Below are 20,357 nucleotides of genomic sequence, written 5' to 3' on the forward strand. Positions count from 1 at the left end.
CTGCCATGGTTCCGCCGTCCCGGTCGACGCAGCGGCGGGCGGATGGGGGCTGCGGCCATGACGAAGATCAACCTGTTCGTCTTCGCGGCGCACCACTTGTCCGGCAATATCGCCGCGCAACGGTTCAAGGGCCTGCTGAAGTATCTGGATCCAGCGAAATACCGGATCTTCGTCTTCGCCCGGGAGCCCGCGGCCGGCGCGCCCGCAGCGGCGGTGCCGCCGGCGGCGGACGTCACCATCCTGCCGTTGCCCGGACACTGCGTGGGGAGCGAATCCTCCGCCGCGTCGTCGCTGCTGACCCTGGCGGCGGCCTTCGTGCGGCCGCTGCCGTTCCTGCTTGCCGGGGGCGGCGGGCGCGCGCGGCCGTGGCTGGTGCAGGCGCTGGCCGAGGCCGATCGGCTGTGTGCCGGGAGACTGGCCGCGGGCGAGCGCTGCGTGGCCATCGGCACGTACTCGCCGATCGACGCCCTGATCGCCGCCGCGAGCCTGGCCAGCCGGCATGGCATCGGCTGCCTGCAGGATTTCCGGGACGGATTCGTCTTCGAGCCGCTGGGCAAACCCGGTTGGCTGCGGACACGGATGCGCAAACTGATCGAGGCCCGCGTGGTGGCAGGCGCCGGCCTGGTCACTTCGGTGAGCCCTCCCCTGGTGGCCGATTTCCAGCGCCGCTACCCGCACAAGGCCGCGGCCACCCTGCCCAACGGCTACGACCCGGCCGATTTCGCCGCGCCGGGCGGCGAGGCCGGCGACGACACGCGCGTCGCCGCGATCCTTGCCCGGCACGTTCCGCCCGGTACGCTGCTGGTCGGGCATTTCGGGCGCATCGGCGCCAGCGACGGCTCGGCATCGAAAAGCCTCGATTTCCTCGTCGATGCGCTGAACGCGTCCCCCGAAACCGCGGCGAACAAGCACGTGATGTTCGTGGGCGAGCTGACCGATGCCGAACGGGCCACGCTCGAACGGGCCAGGTTTTCCGTCAGCGTGCACGGACCGGTGGAACGCACGCTGGCGTTGCGGCTGATGCAGCGTTGCGACAGGTTGCTGCTGCTGACTGGTTCGCGTGCCAGTTGCGCCACCGGAAAGCTGTTCGAGTACCTCGCCGCGGGGGCGGACATCGTCTGCATTTCCGGAGTGCGCAACGCCGCCACCGCCATCCTCGCCGAGACGGGAGCGGGGCACAGCCTGCTGACCGGCGAGAGCGCATCTGCTGGCGACGCGTTGCGGATCGCCCTGTCGCCCCCCGCCGCCACCGCGCAGCGCGACATCAGCCCCTACAGCAAGCTCGCGCAGGCCGGCATGCTCGATCGCTGGATCTCGGAAATGGTGCAGCCATGACTCCCGGCCACGATTCACCACGGACCGCCCAGGCGAGCCTGTCCCTGCCGTCCACCGCATTCGAGGACGCGGGCTGGTATCGGCTCACCGTGGGCCACCTGTTCCTGGGGGCGGCCTTCCTGCTGCTGTTCCTTGCCGTGGTCGTCCCGAATTCGCTGCCCATCCCCACCGCGGCGGTGATGGGCCTGGCTTTCATGCTGGCGCTGCCGGGACTGCGCATCAGTCCGGGCTTCAGGAACCTGCTGACGATGTATGCCTGCACGGTGATCGTGACGATCATCTACGTGATCGTGGGCGGCATGCACGGTGCGCCGCTGATCGCCATCGCCGAGGTGGCGGCGATCTACATCGTTTCGCCGCTGCTGTGGACGATCATCGCCGAGGCCTTGCTGAGGCGGCTTGGCGCCGAGCGGCTGATCGGCTGGTTCGTCCTGCTCAGCCTGCTGTGCGTGCTCAGCGTCGCCCTGTTCTTCTATCTGTATTTCCGGCACGGCGCGGCCGCGGTGGCCTTCTTCTTCCAGGGAGCCAACATCAACCAGAACGAGGGATTTTCCGGCGCCACCATGCATGTCTATGGCTCGCTGATCTTCCTGTGCGGCGGCTTTTTCAGCTCGCCCGAACTGATCAAGGGCAGGCTGCTGCGGTTCGTGCTGCTGGCGGCGCTGCTGATCTGCGCGCTCACCTCCGGCCGCTCGGCGCTGATCCTCGCGGTGCCGCTCGGCTGGCTGCTGGGCCTGGTGCTGGCAGCGCGCACCACCGAGCATCCGCACAGATCGCCGCTCACCCGCGCCATCCGCTATGGCCTGCCGATGCTAGTCGCGGTGGTGGCGGCACTGTTCCTGCTGCAGGCCTACACGCAAATCAGCCTGTCGAAGGTGCTCGACGTCGTCACCGCCAAGCTCGCCTCGGGTGGCGGCAGCGCACGTGCGCAGATGAGCCATTCGCTGTTCACCGCCATTCTCGATGACAACGGCGTGGGGGCCGGGCACGGCGTCGGCGTCAGTTTCGTCAGCGATCCGATCCACCCCTGGCGTTACGAGGTGGTATGGCTGGCTACGTTCTATCGGGTCGGGATCATCGGCACGCTGATCTATGCGCTGCCATTCCTGGCCTACATGGCCGCCGTGGCGCGGCTGGCCTATGCCCGCTGCTTGCCGCCACGGCACAAGTTCATGTTCTGCGGCTTTTTCTGCGCCTTCCTCGGCACCAACACGAACCCCTACATCGAGGCCTTCGCCTTCCAGTGGATGTACGTCATCCCGCTGGTGGCGTTGTTCGTCGAGTACCCGGCGAACCTGCGGCGGACGGTGGAATGAAGCGTCTCCGGGTGCTGCTGTTTTCCAGATATTCCAGGCTGGGCCCCAGTTCGCGGCTGCGCAGCCTGCAGTACCTGCCCCTGCTGCGCGACCGCGGAATCGACGTGCGGGTGCATGCGCTGTTCCCCGATGCCTATCTCGAGGCCCTGTACGGGAACCGCCCCGGAATCACCCGGCATCTCGCATGGCGGTACTGCTGCCAGCGGGTCATGCAGCTTCTACGCCGCGACGAGCACGACCTCGCCTGGATCGAGGGCGAGTTGTTCCCCTACCTGCCGTACTGGCTGGAGTCGATGCTGGCGCGATCCGCCAAGCCATACGTCGTGGACTACGACGATGCGCTGTTCCACAAGTACGACTTGTCGCCAAGCCCGCTGGTGCGGCGCATGCTGGGCCGCAAGATCGACCGGGTCATGCGCGGTGCCGCCTGCGTGGTCGCCGGCAACCGCTACCTCGCCGCGCGCGCCGCGCAGGCGGGTGCGACGCGGATCGAGGTCATACCGACCGTCGTGGACGAGAAACGCTACGCGGTGGTGAACCATGCGGATGGCCACCGGCCGGTCATCGGCTGGATCGGCTCGCCCGCCACCGAGGAATACCTGCTGGACAGCCGCGAAGTGCTGCAGCAGGTCTGCGCCAGCCATGGCGCGCACCTGCTGCTGGTGGGACCGCGAACGGAGATCGTCGGCCGCTTCGACGGCATCGTGCCGGAGGTGGCGGCATGGTCCGAGGACAGCGAGGCCGCGACGATCGCGCGGATGGACATCGGCATCATGCCGTTGCGCGACGGCCCGTGGGAACGCGGCAAGTGCGGCTACAAGATCATCCAGTACATGGCGTGCGGCCTGCCGGTGGTCGCCTCGGCGGTCGGCGCGAACGTCGACATCGTGCGCCATGGCGAAGACGGCTTCCTGGCGACGGAGGCAGCCGCGTGGCAGGACGGCCTCGAGCGGCTGATCCTGAGCCGCCCCCTGCGTACGCGCATGGGCCTGGCGGGTCGTGCCCGCGTCGAGGACGAATACAGCGTGACCGTGCAGGCGCCACGCCTCGCGGATGTGATGCACGGCGTGGGGCGGCACTGATGTGCGGCCTGGCCGGATTCTGGCAGTTGCATGGCGGTGCACGCGATGCGCTGCTGGAGCAGGTGCAATCGATGTCGGCCCGGCTGCGCCATCGCGGTCCTGACGACAGCGGCGCGTGGTGCGACGAATCGGCCGGCATCGTGCTGGCGCATCGACGCCTGTCCATCCTCGACCTCTCGCCGGCCGGCCACCAGCCCATGCTCTCGGCCTGCGGGCGTTACGTCCTCGTGTTCAACGGCGAGATCTACAACCATCCGGACCTGCGCCAGCGCCTGCTCGCGGAAGGCGCGGCCATCGCCTGGCGCGGGCATTCGGATACCGAGACCTTGCTCGCATGCTTCCTCGCGTGGGGCGTCGAGCGGACCCTGCAGGCATGCGTCGGCATGTTCGCCTTCGCGTTGTGGGATCGCCAGCAGCGGGCACTCACGCTCGCGCGCGACCGCCTGGGCGAGAAGCCGCTGTACTACGCATGGCAGGGCGATACCCTGCTGTTCGGCTCGGAGCTCAAGGCATTGAAGGCACATGCGGCCTTCCGTGCGGGTGTCGATCGCGACGCGCTGGCGCTGCTGCTGCGCCACGACTGCATTCCCGCGCCGTACTCGATTTGCCGCGGCGTCTTCAAGCTTCGCCCCGGGCACCTGCTGCGCATCACCGCCGATGCGCCACGGAGCGCGCAGGCCGCGGCGTACTGGCGCTACAACGACGCCGTCGAAGCGGGCCTGGCCGACCCGCTTCGCTGTTCGGATGCCGAAGCGGCCGATGCGCTGGAACAACAGCTGGGCACCAGCATCGGCGCGCAGATGCTGGCCGACGTGCCGCTGGGCGCGTTCCTCAGCGGCGGCATCGACAGCAGCACGGTCGTGGCCCTGATGCAGGCACGCAGCCAGCGCCCGATCAAGACCTTCACCATGGGCTTCGGCGAGACCGGCTACGACGAGGCCACCCACGCCAAGGCAGTGGCCAGGCATCTCGGCACCGAGCATACCGAGCTTTACGTGCGCCCCGAGGACGCCCTGGCGGTCATCCCGCGCCTTCCCTCGATCTACTGCGAGCCTTTCAGCGACAGCTCGCAGATTCCCACTTTCCTGATCAGCCAGCTGACCCGCCGCGAGGTGACGGTGGCGTTGAGCGGCGACGGCGGCGATGAACTTTTCGGCGGCTACAACCGCTACCTGGGCGCGCGCACGGCCTGGGAGCGGATGCAGCGCCTGCCGTCGTTCGTCCGCCACGCCAGCGCCGGCATGCTGCGCGCCCTGTCGCCGACGGCATGGGACCGATGGTTCGAACGCGCCAGACCGCTGCTGCCGAAGCGCTGGCATCTGGCCACGCCCGGCGACAAGGCGCAGAAACTGGCCGACGTGCTCCCGCTGTCGAGCGGCCACGCCTTTTTCCTGCACCTCGCCAGCCAGTGGAAGAACCCGGACGGCGTCGTGATCGGCGCGCACGAGCCCGCGACCCTGCTGACCGATCCGGCAACCTGGCCGGACACCGGGAACCTGGCGCAATGGATGATGGCGATGGACGCGCAGAGCTACCTGCCCGACGACATCCTGGCGAAGGTCGACCGGGCCGCCATGGCCAACAGCCTGGAGACGCGCGTGCCGATGCTCGACCATCGCGTGGTCGAGCTGGCGTGGCGCCTGCCCCTGCACCAGAAGATACGCGACGGCGAAGGCAAGTGGCTGCTGCGCCAGGTGCTGTACCGGCACGTGCCCAGGGAACTGACCGAACGGCCCAAGATGGGCTTCGGCATCCCGCTCGACAGCTGGCTGCGCGGCCCCCTGCGCGACTGGGCGGAAGCCCTGCTCGACGAGAACCGCCTGCGCCGGGAAGGCTATTTCCACCCGGCGCCGATCCGGCGGAAATGGAAGGAGCACCTGGGCGGCCGGCGCAACTGGCAGCACCCGCTGTGGAGCGTGCTCATGTTCCAGGCATGGCTGGATGAAAACCGGAGGACGTCGCCATGACGCCATTGCGCGCGAGCCGCACGCCCTGCCCTCCCCCCCGCGGACAACGCGGCACGCCCGTGGCCCTGCGCGAGGCACAACCATGAAAGCTGTCCTGTTCGCCAACACGGACTGGTATCTCTACAACTTCCGCCGCTCGCTGGCGATGTCCCTGCGGCAGCAGGGATACGACGTCCTGCTGATTTCCCCGCCGGGGCCTTATGGCGGCAAGCTGCGGGCCCTCGGCCTGCGATGGGAACCACTGCCGATGGCGCGGCGCAGCCTCAACCCGCTGCGTGAAGCGGCGTTGCTGTGGCATCTCGTCCGCCTGCTGCAACGCGAACGGCCGATGCTGGTGCACGGCTTCACCATCAAGTGCGCCGTGTACGGCTCGCTGGCGGCGCGACTGGCCGGCGTACCCGCCCGGGTGAACGCCGTCGCCGGCATGGGTTACGTGTTCACCAGCCCGCACGTCAAGGCACGACTGTTGCGACCGCTGGTGCGCGGCTTGCTGCGCCTCGCGCTGGGTGGCAGCGGCGCGCGGCTCATCCTGCAGAATGCGGACGACGTTGCGTTGTTCCGGCAGGCCGGACTTGTCGACCCGCAGCACATCCGCCTGATCCGGGGTTCGGGCGTGAATTGCGCGCAGTTCGCCGCAGGGACGCACACGAAGGCCCCGGGCGACGGACGCATGCGCGTACTGCTGGCAAGCCGGCTGCTCTGGGACAAGGGCCTGGCCGAGTTCGTCACCGCCATCCGGCAGCTACGCCTCCAGGGCTGCGCGGTCCATGCCCTGCTCGCCGGTACGCCGGACCCGGGCAACCCGGCCGCGGTTCCGGAAGCGACGATACGCGAGTGGGTGGCGGAGGGACTGGTCACCTGGCTCGGCCATGTCGACGACATGGCCGGCCTGCTCGGTTCGGTCGATGTCGTGGTGCTGCCGAGCCACCGGGAAGGGTTGCCAAGGACGCTGGTCGAAGCCGCAGCCTGCGGGCTTCCCCTGGTCACCACCGACGTACCCGGTTGCCGCGAAGTGGTGACCGATGGCATCGACGGCTTGCTGGTTCCCAAGGGGGACGGCGAGGCGCTGGCGCAGGCCATCCGGCGGCTGCACGAGGATCCCGGGCTCGCGCAGCGGTTGGGCGAGGCCGCCCGCCTCAAGGCGCGGTCGCAGTTCGACGAGCGCATCGTCATCCAGCGCACCCTGGGGGTCTATGCGGAATTGTGCGATCCGCTGGCGGTGCCCGCCGGATCATCCTTGTAGAGGTCGATTTTCCGCGTCGTGCGCGCCCTGCCACGACACAACCCATGCGCCGTTCGGAGAACCGCATTCACCGCCATGGAATCGACTGACGGGCTTTGCCGGAACCGCACCACCCGTTCCCGAAGCCGTACACGATCGGAGACTGTGCCATGCAATCCTCACCGCATGTGACGAATGTCCTGGATTTCCTGCCCACGACGGAACATGCCGCGATCCGCGCGGGCCACAGCACGTACGATTGCACCGGAGGCATCCAGGCAGCCATAGACGGGGCCGACGGCAAGGTTTTCGTGCCCGCCGGGGTCTACCCCGTAAGGCAGCTCAACCTCAAGTCGGATGTCGAGCTGTATGGCGCCGGACAGGCCAGCGAGCTGAGGGCATACGACGATTCGCTGGCCTGCGAGTTCATGCTCGCCACCCATGTCCGCGACGGCGGCAGCGCAAACGTCGCGGACAACATGCGCAACATCCGCCTGCACGACCTCAAGCTCGACGGACGCGTGGCCGAATTCGGCTACCAGCAATACTTCTACCTGCTGGCCGTCAACGCCACGTCGGACCTGACGGTCGAACGGGTGACCTTCCACGGCTTCCGCGGAGACGGCATGTATGTCGGCTCGGGAACGCTCCGCAGCACCGAGCGCCACAACCAGCGCATCGCCGTGCGAGACTGCGTGTTCGACGGCGCGGTCAAGGACAACCGCAACGGCCTGTCCGTCATCGACTGCGACCATCTGGTCGTCGAGAACTGCGTCTTCCGGAACATCGGCAACGCGAAACTTTCGCACTCGGTCGGCGGCATCGATTTCGAGCCCGACCACGACTGGAGCGTGTATCGCGACGTGACCATCGCCCATTGCAGGTTCATCGATATCGACACCGTGAACACGGCGGGCATCACGTTCTTCAACGGCCACCAGTCCGGCGACAACATCCACGATTGGGTCGTGTCGGATTGCCAGTTCACGAATTGCTACTGGGGCATCGATACCGCGACGAAGGCCAAGACCACCACCAGCACTGCCGACAACCTCTCCGTGCTCAACTGCCACTTCCTCAATTCGATTCGTGTCGATGTGGCGGTCAACGGCCTGAGCGGCACGCAGATCAGCGGATGCACCTTCCAGCGCTCGCCGCCGGGATCCGGTCCGGGTGGTGACGCGATCCGACTGGGATCCTTCGCCTACCGGACCAGCGAAAATGCCATCAACACGGTGATCACGGGCAACACGTTCATCGGCATACGCCCGCAGATGGGCGCGATCGGCGTGCTTGGCGCCAACTGGGTGGTATGCGCGGGCAACGTATTCGTCGACATCCACGGCTCCTGCATCAACTTCGCCGAGGGCAATACCCCCGACAACAGCAGGGTCATCGGGTCGGTGATCATCTCCGGAAACAGGATCAGGCGCAGCGCAGGCGCGGCCCCGGGCACCGCCGCCATGTCCTTCCTCAGCACGAGCAGGCAGATGCGCATCACCGCAGGCCACCTGGTGGTGGAGCGCTCCATCGAATACGCCAACGACGTCGAAGACGGCATAAAGGACTTTGCCGCCGGCGCAACGATACGGTTTGTGGGAATCAGGTAGTCACCGCCGGACGCCCGCAACCGCAAGCCGCCATCGCCTTGGCGTAATCGTCGAGCTTCGGACCCCTGCGGGCTCGACGCGGATTGTCGCGTATGGCGTCAATGGCAAGCGAGGTCTTCTGCCGGGCAAACAGCCCGGTTTCATTGCCCGCCGCCCCCGCTCCTGTTCTCCCTGCCCTGTACCGCAAGATCGGGCGGAAGGGATTGCCGCCCCGTGCCCGCCGGCTTGATCTTCGCACTGGCGGCGACGTGTTGCGGGCCAAGGCTGTGTTGCCGGCGCGCTTCCTCGCGCGACCACATGCGCATGACGGTCGCCATGTATATGCCAAGGATCAGGCAAAACGCCGCGAGGTTCGCTCCCGTCGAATGAGCCGCACTGCTGACGAGCGCACCGATCGACGCGAGGCCGGCGGCAAGTACGACAAGTACCGCCAAGGTGGTTCGAGGCCCCAGACCGGTTCCCAGCAGGATATGGTGGATATGCCCACGATCCGGCTTGAACGGCGAGCGGCCTTCCCGCATGCGCCGGAACATCACCGCGAGCGTGTCGCACACCGGCAGCGCCACGCACCACAGCACATCGACCGGCGACAAGTGCGTTTGCGGCATCTGGCTCAGGCGGATGAGCGCCCATGCCAGCAGATAGCCGACCAGCGTGCTGCCGGCATCGCCCAGGAAGATCTTCCCGCCCAGGAAGCCGAGGTTGGCTGCCAGATAGGGCAAGGTTGCTGCGGCCAGCAAGGCCAGCAGCATGATGACCCCGTGCAAGGGCGTGGGAAAAGCGAACAGGATGATGGCAGCAATGCTGACCAGGGTCAGACTGCCGGCAAGCCCATCGATGCCGTCCATCATGTTGAACGCATTCACCAGTCCGATGACGGCAATCACGGTCATCGGCACGCCAAGCCAGCCAAGTATCACGTCGTGACCGAAGATGTGCCCCAGCGTGTGGATGTAAACACCGGTACTGGAGATCACCGTCAATATCACGATGGTCTGCGTCAGCAGGCGATCCCGCACGCTGAGGCCGAAGCGATCATCCAGCGCGCCGAGCAAGGCAAGCACGGCGGCGGTTTCCAGCAGGATCCCGTCGAATCCATGGAAGGCGTCGTAGCAGGCCGCTCCCGCGATCATCCCGGCGAAAATCGCCAGGCCGCCCACCAGCGGTATTTCGCCGAGATGCTGCTTGCGCTGGTCCGGATGGTCGACCAGGCCCAGCACCACGGCGAACCGGCGCATGACGACGATGGCTGCTGCGGATGCACATGCTGCAACCAAGCCATCGAGGAGCAATCGCAATTCCTGCATGGACCATCGCCTCCTACCAATCTCGAACGGGTCCCCCAAGGTCCGCGCGGGTTCAATTTGTGGGTGGTTCAGCCAACAACAGGCGGTCAGGGCCTTGACGGTCCGTGCCTCAAATCATGGATTCGCCGGATCGACACTTTTTCCTGCCGTCACCAGTCCGGAACCAACGAACAACTTGGCAGTGATTGCCTGATCAGGAACATCACGCTAACACCAGGCTTTTGAACCTATCACCTACAGATGTCGATTCTTGTACAGCGCAAATGACCTATTCAGCCACTGCCAGCCTATATGAGCATCACATGAACCAAATATTCAAATTGCGTTTCAAGAAATCCGTCTACTCCATGAATCGGTCATCCAGGTGCAGCGTTGCGCCGTGCGGATGAAACAGCATCACCGAACGCCGGTATACGGACGAATACCCGCAACATATAACTCATGGCGCCGGCAGAATGATCAGAAAATGCCAATACATGACCGGCCCGATTCACCCTCCGACGGAAGGCCCGGACGCATGTCTCTACGCGATCGTAACGATATGGCCCGGCTTGAACCCGGGCCATTGTCGCGACTGCAACAGCCGCCGCGGCAATGGCAATAACTTCTTCGCGGATCCCGAGCGCCCTCGCGTGGATTGCGCCGCGTGCATGCGATGACGACCAGGATTCGAGTCCCGCCCGCCGCCGGCATGGGTGGGCTTCAGGATTGCATCAGTGGGTCGCACTGTAATTCGCAGCGGCCGCACTGGTAACCAGGGTCGCTGAAGGCAGCAATTGGCTCAGGAAACGGTTCCAACGGGTTATGCCGGCGGCACCGACGAACACCACGTCGCCAGGCCTCAACCTGAAATCGTCTGCAAGTGCAAACGCGGATGGCGAGCGGGCATCGAGATGAAAGACCTTGGCCGGAGCGTTTTTCAGATCATTCGCGCCACGAATGACATAGACCGCCTTGCCATTGGAGGTGACCGGGTTGAGGCCCCCGACACGGCCCAGCGCCTGGGTCAGCGTGAGATAGGCAAGGGCCCGGAAGGTGACCGCCTGGGGACGCATCACCTCTCCCATCACGTACACCTCCTCGGCGTCGTTGTACGAAAGCAACAGGTGGTCGCCCGGCTTCAGGTAAATGTCCTTCGCCAACCCCCGGCCGTCGTACAAGGCGGCAAGATCCAGGTGGTAGGCGCGTCCGTCACGGCTCAATACCAGATCCGACATGTTGGCCCGATCGGAATTGATGGTTGCCGTGCCGAGCGCCTGGGCCAGGGTCAACGGGACCGACGTGATCGGCTGCGGATCGGTCTTCATGAATGCACCCTGGAGCAGCACGTGCTGGCTGTTGTAGCCGACGATGCTGACGTCCACCTGCGGCTTCGTCACGTACTTCGCGAGTTTCGATTGGATCGTCTGGCGCACCTCTTCGATCGTCATTCCCCCCACCTTGATGGAGCCCACGTAGGGATAGAACAGCGTCCCGTCCGATCGCACGAGACGCCCGTTGGCCGCCGTCTGCTGCTGCGTGCCGGCCGGCGACGTCAGCTCCGGATGATCCCAGACCGTGATGTAAAGCGAGTCTCCCGGACCGATGCGGTAAGGTCCCGGCTGATAGGACAACAGATCCTGTGGCACCGCTGCGTTCAACACCGGCGAATGATCCCCTGCCAGCAGTTGCGGAGTAATCGTCACCAGTTGCACCTGGCTGTTATCGGTTGGCGTACCGCGAACCAGGCCCTTCTCGGACATGTTTTGTCCTGGTGACCACACGCAGCCTCCAGCCAGCAAAGCGAACCCGAGAATGACAACGGTGCAAGTTGTTTTCATGATCAACAAGTCCTCGAAGATTCGATTTGCGGCAAACCACGTGAAACTGCCGAATGGCAGCACGCGCGATTCCGTTATTCGTGCATTTCGACTGCACGATTGCGATCCCGCCAGGCGAGGTTGCGTCTTTTGAGAGTAGCCAACCCAACCTGATCGATTAATAACCGCGGAGATAATCAACCGCCAGCAGGAGGGAAGAACGTGATGCCACACAAGACGTGAAATAAACATCACAATCGACCACTGCATTTAGAAGCCGTACACCTGACAATCGACAACCACGTTTAGAAGCCGTACATCTGACTCCGTCGTCGACCGCAGGGCGCATTGCGTCATGCCGGTGTTGTTCCGGCTGCAAAAACCGAACGGCCAACCTCGCCGTCCCGACTGTCTTTGCCCGTCGAAATCAAGAGTGCCGAGCCAAGTCCCTGGGACGGCCCGGCCTTCTGCAGTCGCACCACGCGCTGCGCTGGATGAGCCCGCAGCGCCTCGGCATCGGCAGCTCGCTGACAATTCTTGTCTCTGGCTGACTCGCTGCGCCACCACACGCCTGGCATCCGCGAGGCATGCATGCGGGCTGCCGCACTCCGGGCTCGGAGTGCGGGCCATGGTGAGCGGCCGCCCGTCAGCATCCGGAACGGATTGCGATGCCTATCGCAGATCCGCGTCCGGAATCACGATGCACCACGTCGCCTGGTGCCAACGCCCCCATTTGGCACGATACTGGCTTCCGCTGGGAATACTCAGCGCCTGTTCAGCCACCCGCCGCGGATGCAAAGAAGCATGGAAAACGACAAGAACAAGCCGTTTTGGGGGAAAAATTCCCGCGGATTCTGGCTCCTTGTTTGCCTGACGATCAGCGCCATGGCCGGCTGGGTGATGTTTCGCATGGGTATCCTTCATTGATCCAGGCTGCCCGTCCACGGAGTCATGGCCGGCTGGACTTTGCCTCCATGCCGGGCGACCCGGGCCGCACATGAATCATGGATCTGACGCGCCGCTCGACCGCCGAAACGCGCTTCATGGCCCAGCCGCCACAGGACCGCGACACAGTTGCATACGGTGACGCGCACTGCTGGCCGAGCCGGCGGCGGGCGCCTGCGACGCGGCGATCGTGGCGGTGGACCACCGCCGGTTCATGGCGCTGGGCACTGAAGGCGCGCGCCTGCGGCAAGCCCGAGTCCGTGTTCTGCGAGGTCAAGTACGCGCTGCCGCGCGACGCGGTCGATGACCGCCTTTGAACGGGTTTCCATGCCATGCAAATGCCGCTTGCCGGCTGGCAATCACCAAAGCAACGCAGGATCACCCATCGGCAAGGCAAACGTCGCCTCACACCAAGCCAGCCGGTCACCCGGAGAGTTACCGGTCAATGGCCCGCCTCTTCGTCGCGTCAAAGCCTGCGACTGCAAGGGCCGGAAACTTCCGGGGCGTTTCCCGGTCCCAGCTTGCCAATGCCATTTTTCCGTTGCGGGGCGATGCGCCAGTGCCCTGCATGCCTGACGGCAACAACCTTGGCCGCTCCCTTCACGACTTCATGAGCGCCGGCGAACCGGATGGAGCACCCAGTCGCCCATGGCGGCCTTCCGGGTGCCACCATGGCCTTGCTTGAAGCTGATACGCTTCCCCGGCGTGAAGCGGGCTGGAACTGGAATGAATACCGGCGCATTCACCATATCCATCGACTTCGAACTGTATTGGGGCGTGCGCGACACTCGCAGCCTCGATGCCTATCGCGATCATCTGGATGGTGTCGCACAAGCCATCCCGCGCATGCTGGACCTGTTCGAGCAACATCGCATCCACGCCACGTGGGCAACGGTGGGTTTCCTTTTTTGCCATGATCGCGATGCCGCGCTGTCGGCGGCTCCCTCCGCCAGACCCGGCTATGAGAACGGCGCGCTGTGTCCGTACCGTTACCTGGAACGGTCGGCGGATCTCGAAGAGCGCTATCACTTCGCGCCCAGGCTGGTCGAACTGGTCGCCGCGACACCAGGACAGGAAGTGGCGAGCCACACGTTCTCGCACTACTACTGCCGCGAGGCCGGCCAGACGGCGGCGACATTCAGTGCCGATCTCGCCGCGGCCACCCGCATCGCGGCTGCACAAGGGCTCGTCCTGCGCAGCCTGGTGTTTCCCCGCAACCAGTGGAATCCCGATTACCTGGCGGTGCTGGCCGAACACGGTTTCGCCGCCTACCGCGGCAACGAGCATGGCTGGCTCTATGCCGCCACCGACCACGGCGGGCAGAACGCCCTGCGCCGCATGGGCCGCCTGCTGGACAGCTATGTCAATCTCAGCGGACATCACACGTACACGCTGGAAAGCTGCGCCGGCAGTCTGCCGCTCAACTTTCCGGCCAGTCGCTTCCTGCGCCCCTGCAATCCGCGGCTGACCTGGCTGGAGGGCCTGCGGCTGCACCGGATCAGGCGCGCCATGCGCCATGCCGCCCGGCGCCGCGAGGTCTTCCACCTATGGTGGCACCCGCACAATTTCGGCGTCGACACCGATCGGAACATGCGCTTCCTGGAACGGGTGATCGAGGAGTTCGAGCACCTGCGGCGCGTCGAGGGCATGCGCTCGCTGGGCATGGCCGAACTCGCCGACGCACTGGCCGCGGAATGAACCGGCGGATCCCGCGCATCGTCATGCTGTGCGGGGACGGGACGTCGTCCCGGTTCCTGTACAACGCACTGGCGACCGAGGCGGAGATCCTCGCCGTCGTGATTGAGCGCAAGCCGTCGCCCCGGGCCATGATCCGGCACCGGGTGCGCCGGCTGGGCTGGCCCACGGTCATCGGCCAGCTTGCCTTCATCGTGTTCAACCGGCTGCTGGCACGCCTGCAACGCCGCCGTTTCGACGAGCTGATCCTTCGCTACGGACTGCAAGCCACCCCGCCGCCGCCAGGCATCACCCACCAGGTGGACAGCGTCAACACGGCAGCGGTACGCCGCCTGCTCAGGAAGCTCGATCCCGACGCGGTGGTCGTGAACGGCACGCGGATCCTCTCGCGCGCCGTGATCGACTGCATCCAGCGTCCCTTCATCAATACCCATGCCGGCATCACGCCGCGCTACCGTGGCGTGCACGGCGGTTACTGGGCACTGGTCCACGACGATATCGAGAACTGCGGCGTCACCGTCCACCTGGTCGACGCCGGCGTGGATACCGGCGGCGTGTTGTACCAGCAGCGCATCCGCATCGAGGACAGCGACGGTTTCAATACCTATCCGCTGCATCAGCTTGCCGCCGGGATCCCGCTGATGAAGCAGGCCCTGCGCGACGTGCTCGACGGCAGCCTCGTCAGCCATGACGGCGTTGCTCCATCCGGGCAGTGGTACCACCCCACCCTCGGCCAGTACCTCAGGTACCGGTTTTCCCGATCGGTCAAATAGAGTCGTCGGGCAATCCCGCGGGAAACATTCCGGCACGTTCGGCCATTCGCGAACTGCCCGGCAAGTGCATCACGCCCAAAACGAAGACGGCGACTTCTTCGCAGAGGTCGCCGCATCGAGGATCAACTTGGTAGCGGGGGCAGGATTCGAACCTGCGACCTTCGGGTTATGAGCCCGACGAGCTGCCAGACTGCTCCACCCCGCATCAGAGTCCGAAGATTCTAGCGAGACTCGCCATTTACTGCAAGCCTCGCCAAAGGACTTTCCATCAAATTCTTCAATCAGCCGAGGCCGAACGAGCGGCGGCACCAGCCCAGCAGCGGCCCCCAGTACACGCCCAGCACCAGCAGCGCCAGCGCATTGAGCGACAGCACCACGCGCAGCGAAGTGTCGGTCGAGGCCTGGTCGGCACCGCCCTCGACCGGCTTGTCGAAGTACATCACCTTGACCACGTGCAGGTAGTAGTACAGGCCGATGATCGCGAACACGGCACCAGTGATGGCCAGCCACAGCAGGTGCGCGTCGATCGCCGCCTGCAGCACCAGGTACTTCGCGTAGAAACCGAACAGCGGCGGCACACCGGCCAGCGAGAACATCGCCAGCGCCATCAGCGCGGCGAACCACGGCGAACGCTGGTTCAGGCCCTTGAGGTCGGCGATCTCCTCGCACTCGAAGCCGGCGCGGGCCAGCGCCAGGATCACGCCGAACGCCACCGTGCTCATCAGCGCGTAGCTGACCGCGTAGAACATCGCCGAGGCATAGCCTTCCGGCCCCGCGCTGGCCAGGCCCATCAGCAGATAGCCCATGTGCGAGATGGTCGAGTAGGCCAGCATGCGCTTGAGGTTGCTCTGCACGATCGCGACCAGGTTGCCGATCGCCATCGACAACACCGCGATCGCGGCCAGCATCAGCTGCCAGTGCTGCGACAGGTCGCCCAGTCCGGTCTCCAGCAGGCGCCAGGCCATGCCGAACGCGGCCAGCTTGGAGGTGGAGGCGATGAAGGTGGTGACCGGCGTGGAAGCACCCTGGTAGACGTCCGGGATCCACATGTGGAACGGCGCCGCGCCCAGCTTGAAGGCGATGCCCACCAGCATGAAGATCAAGCCGAACACCAGCAGGTGCGGCATCGCGCTGTGCGGCACCGCGCCGTGCAGCTGGGCCAGGTCCAGCGTGCCGGTGGCGCCGTACACCATCGACATGCCGTACAGCAGCATGCCCGAGGACAGCGCGCCCAGCACGAAGTACTTGATCGCCGCCTCCGAGGACAGCGGCGAATCGCGGTTCAGCGCCACCAGCGCGTACGACGACAGCGTCAGCAGTTCCAGCCCCAGGTAGATCATCACCAGGTTGCCGGCCGAGACCAGCAGCATCACGCCGATCGTGGCGAAGATCATCAGCGTGTAGAACTCGCCCACATACTGCTTGCGGTCCAGCAGGTAGGGCCGTGCGTAGATGAATACCAGCACGGTGCACAGCAACGCGAACACCTTGAGGATTTCCGAGGTCTGGTCGCGCACGAACATGTCGCCGAACGCGGTCACGGTGACGTCGGGCTGGCCCGCGATCACCATGTAGGCGGCCACCAGCAGCACCATGATGGAGATCCAGTGCAGCCAGCCACGCTGTTCCGGCTTCATGAAGGCATCCAGCAGCAGCAGCAAGCACGCCGCCGCCACCAGGTAGAACTCGGGCAACAGGACCAGGATGTCGTTGAAGGTAATCATGTTCTATCCCGATCAGATCTTGTGGATGGCCAGCTGCTGCACCAGCTGCGTCACCGAGCTGTCCATCAGGTGGATCAGCGGCTGCGGCCAGACGCCCAGCGCCACCGTGAGCGCTGCAAAGGCAAGCAGCACGAAGGTCTCGCGGCCGTTGATGTCCTTCATTTCGGCCACGTGCGGGTTGTGGATGTCGCCCCACAGCACGCGCTTGACCAGCCACAGCGTGTAGGCCGCGCCGATGATCAGGGTGAACGCGGCGAACAGCGCGATCCACGGGTTGGCGCTGAAGCTGGCCAGGATCACCATGAATTCGCCCACGAAACCGCTCGTGCCCGGCAGGCCGCAGTTCGCCATCGCGAACAGCACGTAGAAGAAGCCGAACCACGGCATCACGTTGATGACGCCGCCGTAGTCCTTGATCAGGCGGGTATGCAGGCGGTCGTACAGCACGCCGATGCAGGTGAACATCGCGCCGGAGACGAAACCGTGCGAGATCATCTGCACCATCGCGCCCTGCATGCCGAGGCGCGCCGCGTCGACGTTGCCGAGCTGGCGCGCCAGCATGAAGGCGATGAAGATGCCCAGCGTGACGAAGCCCATGTGCGCCACGGACGAGTACGCCACCAGCTTCTTCATGTCCTCCTGCACCAGCGCCACGTAGCCGATGTAGACGATCGCGACCAGGCTCAGCAGCACCACCAGCCAGGTGAAGTGCGCACCGGCATCGGGCACGATCGGCAGGATGAAGCGCAGCATGCCGTAGGTGCCGACCTTCAGCATCACCGCCGCCAGCACCACCGAGCCGCCGGTCGGTGCCTCCACGTGGGCATCCGGCAGCCAGGTGTGCACCGGCACCATCGGCACCTTGATCGCGAACGCGAGCAGGAAGGCGAAGAAGATCCACGCCTGCTCGGTGAAGCTCAGCGGCAGCGCCGCCAGCGTGCGCAGGTCGAACGTGCCGGCCTTGTGGTACAGGTACAGCAGCGCGATCAGCATGAAGATCGAGCCGAGGAAGGTGTAGATGAAGAACTTCAGCGTGGCGTACACGCGCCGCGGACCGCCCCAGATGCCGATCAGGATGAACATCGGGATCAGCATCGCCTCGAAGAACACGTAGAACAGCAAGGCGTCGGTGGCGCAGAACACGCCGATCATCAGGCCTTCGAGCGCCAGCATCGCGGCCATGTACTGGTGCGGCTTGTCCTGGATCACCTCCCACGCGCCGACCACTACGAGGATGCCGACGATGGTGGTGAGCAGGATCAGCGCCACCGAGATGCCGTCCACGGCGAGGCCGTAGTGCACGTTCAGCGAGGCGATCCACAGGTGGCTCTCGACCAGCTGCATGCCGCCCTGCGTGGCGTCGTACTGCGGCAACAGGAACAGGCTCACCACGAAGGTGAGCACCATGAACAGCAGCGCGAGCCAGCGCGCCACGTTGGGACGGGCGGAGCCGGCCAGCAGCACCGGCACCGCGCCGGCGATGGGCAGCCAGATCAGCAGGCTGAGCAAGTGATTGAACATGTTTGCTTGCTTCCCTTATTGCGCAGCCAGCATGGGGCCGAACAGCCAGTACCCGCCGAGCAGCAGGATCAGGCCGATGATCATCGCGAAGGCATACTGGTAGAGGTAGCCCGACTGCAGCCGGCGCATGCCCGAGGCGACGCGGCGGGTCATGGCGGTGGTGCCGTCGATCATCACGCCGTCGATCACCGCGGCGTCACCGGCCTTCCAGAACAGGCGGCCCAGCTTCACGCCGCCGCGGGCGAACACCACGAAGTACACCGCGTCGAACCAGTACTTGTGGTTGAGCATCTGGTAGAACGGGTTAAGCGCGTTCCTGATCTTGCCGGCGATGGCCGGGTTGAACAGGTAGATCCAGGTGGTGAGCGCGAACGCCAGCACCACCAGGCCGAACGGCAGGCTCCAGAAACCATGCAGCGCCATCTGCAGCGCGCCGTGGAACTCGTGTCCCATCTCGCCCAGCACGTCGTTCGCCTCGTTCACGCGGATCGCGCCGCCGAACCAGCCGCCGAACAGCATCGGCCTGACCGTGAAGAAGCCCACCAGCAGCGACGGGATCGCCAGCAGCACCAGCGGCAGCGTGACCACCCACGGCGACTCCTTCGGCGTCTCGTGCATGATGCCCTGCTCGTGATGCCCGTGGTCGTCCATGTGCTCGGCATGGTGGCCATGGTTGTGCACCACGGTGAAGCGCTCCTTGCCGTGAAAGGTGAGGTACATCTGGCGGAACGTGTAGGTGGCAGTGACGAAGGCGCCGGCCAGCACGCAGAAGTAGGCGTAGCCCGCGCCCCAGCGGTGCGAGTCGCCCACCGCCTCGATGATCGCGTCCTTCGAGTAGAAGCCCGAGGTGAACGGCACCGCCACCAGCGCCAGCGAACCGATCCACATGGTGATCCAGGTGATCGGCATGTACTTGCGCAGGCCGCCCATGTAGCGCATGTCCTGCTCGTGGTGCATGGCGATGATCACCGAGCCCGCGCCGAGGAACAGCAGCGCCTTGAAGAACGCGTGGGTCATCAGGTGGAACACCGCACCGGCATAGGCCGACACGCCCAGCGCCACCGTCATGTAGCCCAGCTGCGACAGCGTGGAGTACGCAATGACGCGCTTGATATCGTTCTGCACGATGCCGATCAGGCCGGTGAACAGCGCACCGGTGGCGCCGATCACCATCACGAAGCTGAGCGCCGACTGCGACAGCTCGAACAGCGGCGACATGCGCGCCACCATGAAGATGCCCGCGGTCACCATCGTCGCCGCGTGGATCAGCGCGGAGATCGGCGTGGGGCCTTCCATCGAATCCGGCAGCCACACGTGCAGCGGCACCTGGGCGCTCTTGCCCATCGCGCCGATGAACAGCAGGATGCAGATCACCGTGGCCGCATCCCACTGCGTGCCCTGGGTGATCGCCAGCGTCTTGCCGACCAGGGTCGGCGCCGCGGCGAACGCGGTGGCGTAGTCCAGCGTGTTGAGGAAGTACAGCACCGCGGCGATGCCCAGCAGGAAGCCGAAGTCGCCCACGCGGTTGACCAGGAAGGCCTTGAGGTTCGCGAAGATCGCGGTCGGCCGCTTGAACCAGAAGCCGATCAGCAGGTACGACACCAGGCCCACCGCCTCCCAGCCGAAGAACAGCTGCAGGAAGTTGTTGCTCATCACGAGCATCAGCATCGAGAAGGTGAACAGCGAGATGTAGCTGAAGAAGCGCTGGTAGCCCGGATCGTCGTGCATGTAGCCGATGGTGTAGACGTGCACCAGCAGCGACACGAAGGTGACCACCACCATCATCATCGCGGTGAGACGGTCGATCATGAAGCCGACGCTGGCGTTGAACCTGCCGATCTCGAACCAGGTGTAGAGATTCTGGTTGAAGTTCGGCGCGCCGCCCCAGACCAGCTGGTACAGCACCCAGAACGACAGGCCGCAGGAAATCAGCAGGCCCAGGATGGTGACGCTGTGCGCACCGGCCCGGCCGATCTGCCTGCCGAGGAAGCCGGCCAGCACGCAGCCCACCAGCGGCGCCAGCGCGATGATCAGCAGGATGGATGTCGGAAGCTGCATCGG

At 65.3% G+C, this 20,357-nt stretch carries 15 protein-coding genes and 1 tRNA gene; 10 read left to right on the forward strand and 6 right to left on the reverse strand.

All coding sequences use genetic code 11. The features are described from left to right. Window positions 1-57: 57 nt before the first annotated feature. The 6 genes from ABQJ56_RS11175 to ABQJ56_RS11200 all read left to right on the forward strand — a co-directional run bounded on the left by ABQJ56_RS11175 (window position 58) and on the right by ABQJ56_RS11200 (window position 8,532). Window positions 58-1,335: a glycosyltransferase family protein gene (locus tag ABQJ56_RS11175; RefSeq protein ID WP_367845095.1), complete on the forward strand. Its 1,278-nt coding sequence runs from the start codon at window positions 58-60 to the stop codon at window positions 1,333-1,335. Beyond that, the gene (locus ABQJ56_RS11180; protein ID WP_367845096.1) at window positions 1,332-2,651 is read left to right on the forward strand and encodes a hypothetical protein; all 1,320 of its coding nucleotides are present in this window, start codon (window positions 1,332-1,334) and stop codon (window positions 2,649-2,651) included. Before ABQJ56_RS11175 ends, ABQJ56_RS11180 begins: the two co-directional genes overlap by 4 nt. Then, entirely contained in the window at window positions 2,648-3,733 is a 1,086-nt protein-coding gene (locus ABQJ56_RS11185; protein ID WP_367845097.1) for a glycosyltransferase family 4 protein, read from the forward strand. Before ABQJ56_RS11180 ends, ABQJ56_RS11185 begins: the two co-directional genes overlap by 4 nt. Beyond that, on the forward strand, window positions 3,733-5,700 hold the full coding sequence (gene asnB, locus ABQJ56_RS11190; RefSeq protein ID WP_367845098.1) for an asparagine synthase (glutamine-hydrolyzing): 1,968 nt from the start codon (window positions 3,733-3,735) through the stop codon (window positions 5,698-5,700). The genes ABQJ56_RS11185 and asnB overlap by 1 nt, the downstream gene beginning before the upstream one ends. Further along, the gene (locus tag ABQJ56_RS11195) at window positions 5,675-6,943 is read left to right on the forward strand and encodes a glycosyltransferase family 4 protein (RefSeq protein ID WP_367845099.1); all 1,269 of its coding nucleotides are present in this window, start codon (window positions 5,675-5,677) and stop codon (window positions 6,941-6,943) included. Before asnB ends, ABQJ56_RS11195 begins: the two co-directional genes overlap by 26 nt. Before the next feature lie 149 nt (window positions 6,944-7,092). Continuing rightward, window positions 7,093-8,532 (forward strand): glycosyl hydrolase family 28-related protein, encoded by a 1,440-nt coding sequence (locus ABQJ56_RS11200; protein WP_367845100.1) that lies wholly within the window; start codon window positions 7,093-7,095, stop codon window positions 8,530-8,532. A 140-nt stretch (window positions 8,533-8,672) separates the two neighbouring features. On the opposite strand, the gene ABQJ56_RS11205 is transcribed toward ABQJ56_RS11200, so the two are convergent. Next, window positions 8,673-9,839, reverse strand: a complete 1,167-nt coding sequence (locus ABQJ56_RS11205) for an undecaprenyl/decaprenyl-phosphate alpha-N-acetylglucosaminyl 1-phosphate transferase (RefSeq protein ID WP_367845101.1) — start codon at window positions 9,837-9,839, stop codon at window positions 8,673-8,675. 713 nt (window positions 9,840-10,552) lie between these two features. Continuing rightward, window positions 10,553-11,722: a polysaccharide biosynthesis/export family protein gene (locus ABQJ56_RS11210; RefSeq protein ID WP_496430681.1), complete on the reverse strand. Its 1,170-nt coding sequence runs from the start codon at window positions 11,720-11,722 to the stop codon at window positions 10,553-10,555. Between the two features lie 720 nt (window positions 11,723-12,442). Here ABQJ56_RS11210 and ABQJ56_RS11215 point away from each other — a divergent pair. The 4 genes from ABQJ56_RS11215 (at window position 12,443) to ABQJ56_RS11230 (ending at window position 15,051) form a co-directional block, all read left to right on the forward strand. Then, window positions 12,443-12,565, forward strand: a complete 123-nt coding sequence (locus ABQJ56_RS11215) for a hypothetical protein (RefSeq protein WP_367845102.1) — start codon at window positions 12,443-12,445, stop codon at window positions 12,563-12,565. Window positions 12,566-12,642: 77 nt separating this feature from the next. Continuing rightward, window positions 12,643-12,900, forward strand: a complete 258-nt coding sequence (locus ABQJ56_RS11220) for a hypothetical protein (protein WP_367845103.1) — start codon at window positions 12,643-12,645, stop codon at window positions 12,898-12,900. 331 nt (window positions 12,901-13,231) lie between these two features. After that, the gene (locus ABQJ56_RS11225) at window positions 13,232-14,281 is read left to right on the forward strand and encodes a polysaccharide deacetylase family protein (protein WP_367845104.1); all 1,050 of its coding nucleotides are present in this window, start codon (window positions 13,232-13,234) and stop codon (window positions 14,279-14,281) included. Continuing rightward, complete coding sequence (locus ABQJ56_RS11230; protein WP_367845105.1) at window positions 14,278-15,051, forward strand: formyl transferase; 774 nt, start codon at window positions 14,278-14,280, stop codon at window positions 15,049-15,051. Before ABQJ56_RS11225 ends, ABQJ56_RS11230 begins: the two co-directional genes overlap by 4 nt. A 128-nt stretch (window positions 15,052-15,179) precedes the next feature. On the opposite strand, the gene ABQJ56_RS11235 is transcribed toward ABQJ56_RS11230, so the two are convergent. The 4 genes from ABQJ56_RS11235 to nuoL all read right to left on the reverse strand — a co-directional run bounded on the left by ABQJ56_RS11235 (window position 15,180) and on the right by nuoL (window position 20,354). Next, window positions 15,180-15,256, reverse strand: a tRNA-Met gene (locus ABQJ56_RS11235). A 76-nt stretch (window positions 15,257-15,332) separates the two neighbouring features. Beyond that, on the reverse strand, window positions 15,333-16,775 hold the full coding sequence (gene nuoN, locus ABQJ56_RS11240) for an NADH-quinone oxidoreductase subunit NuoN (RefSeq protein ID WP_367845106.1): 1,443 nt from the start codon (window positions 16,773-16,775) through the stop codon (window positions 15,333-15,335). 12 nt (window positions 16,776-16,787) lie between these two features. Continuing rightward, on the reverse strand, window positions 16,788-18,296 hold the full coding sequence (locus ABQJ56_RS11245; protein ID WP_367845107.1) for an NADH-quinone oxidoreductase subunit M: 1,509 nt from the start codon (window positions 18,294-18,296) through the stop codon (window positions 16,788-16,790). Between the two features lie 15 nt (window positions 18,297-18,311). After that, the gene (nuoL, locus tag ABQJ56_RS11250) at window positions 18,312-20,354 is read right to left on the reverse strand and encodes an NADH-quinone oxidoreductase subunit L (protein WP_367845108.1); all 2,043 of its coding nucleotides are present in this window, start codon (window positions 20,352-20,354) and stop codon (window positions 18,312-18,314) included. Window positions 20,355-20,357 lie beyond the last annotated feature (3 nt).

Source organism: Rhodanobacter geophilus, from assembly GCF_040812275.1.
In the GTDB taxonomy this organism is placed as follows: domain Bacteria; phylum Pseudomonadota; class Gammaproteobacteria; order Xanthomonadales; family Rhodanobacteraceae; genus Rhodanobacter_A; species Rhodanobacter_A geophilus.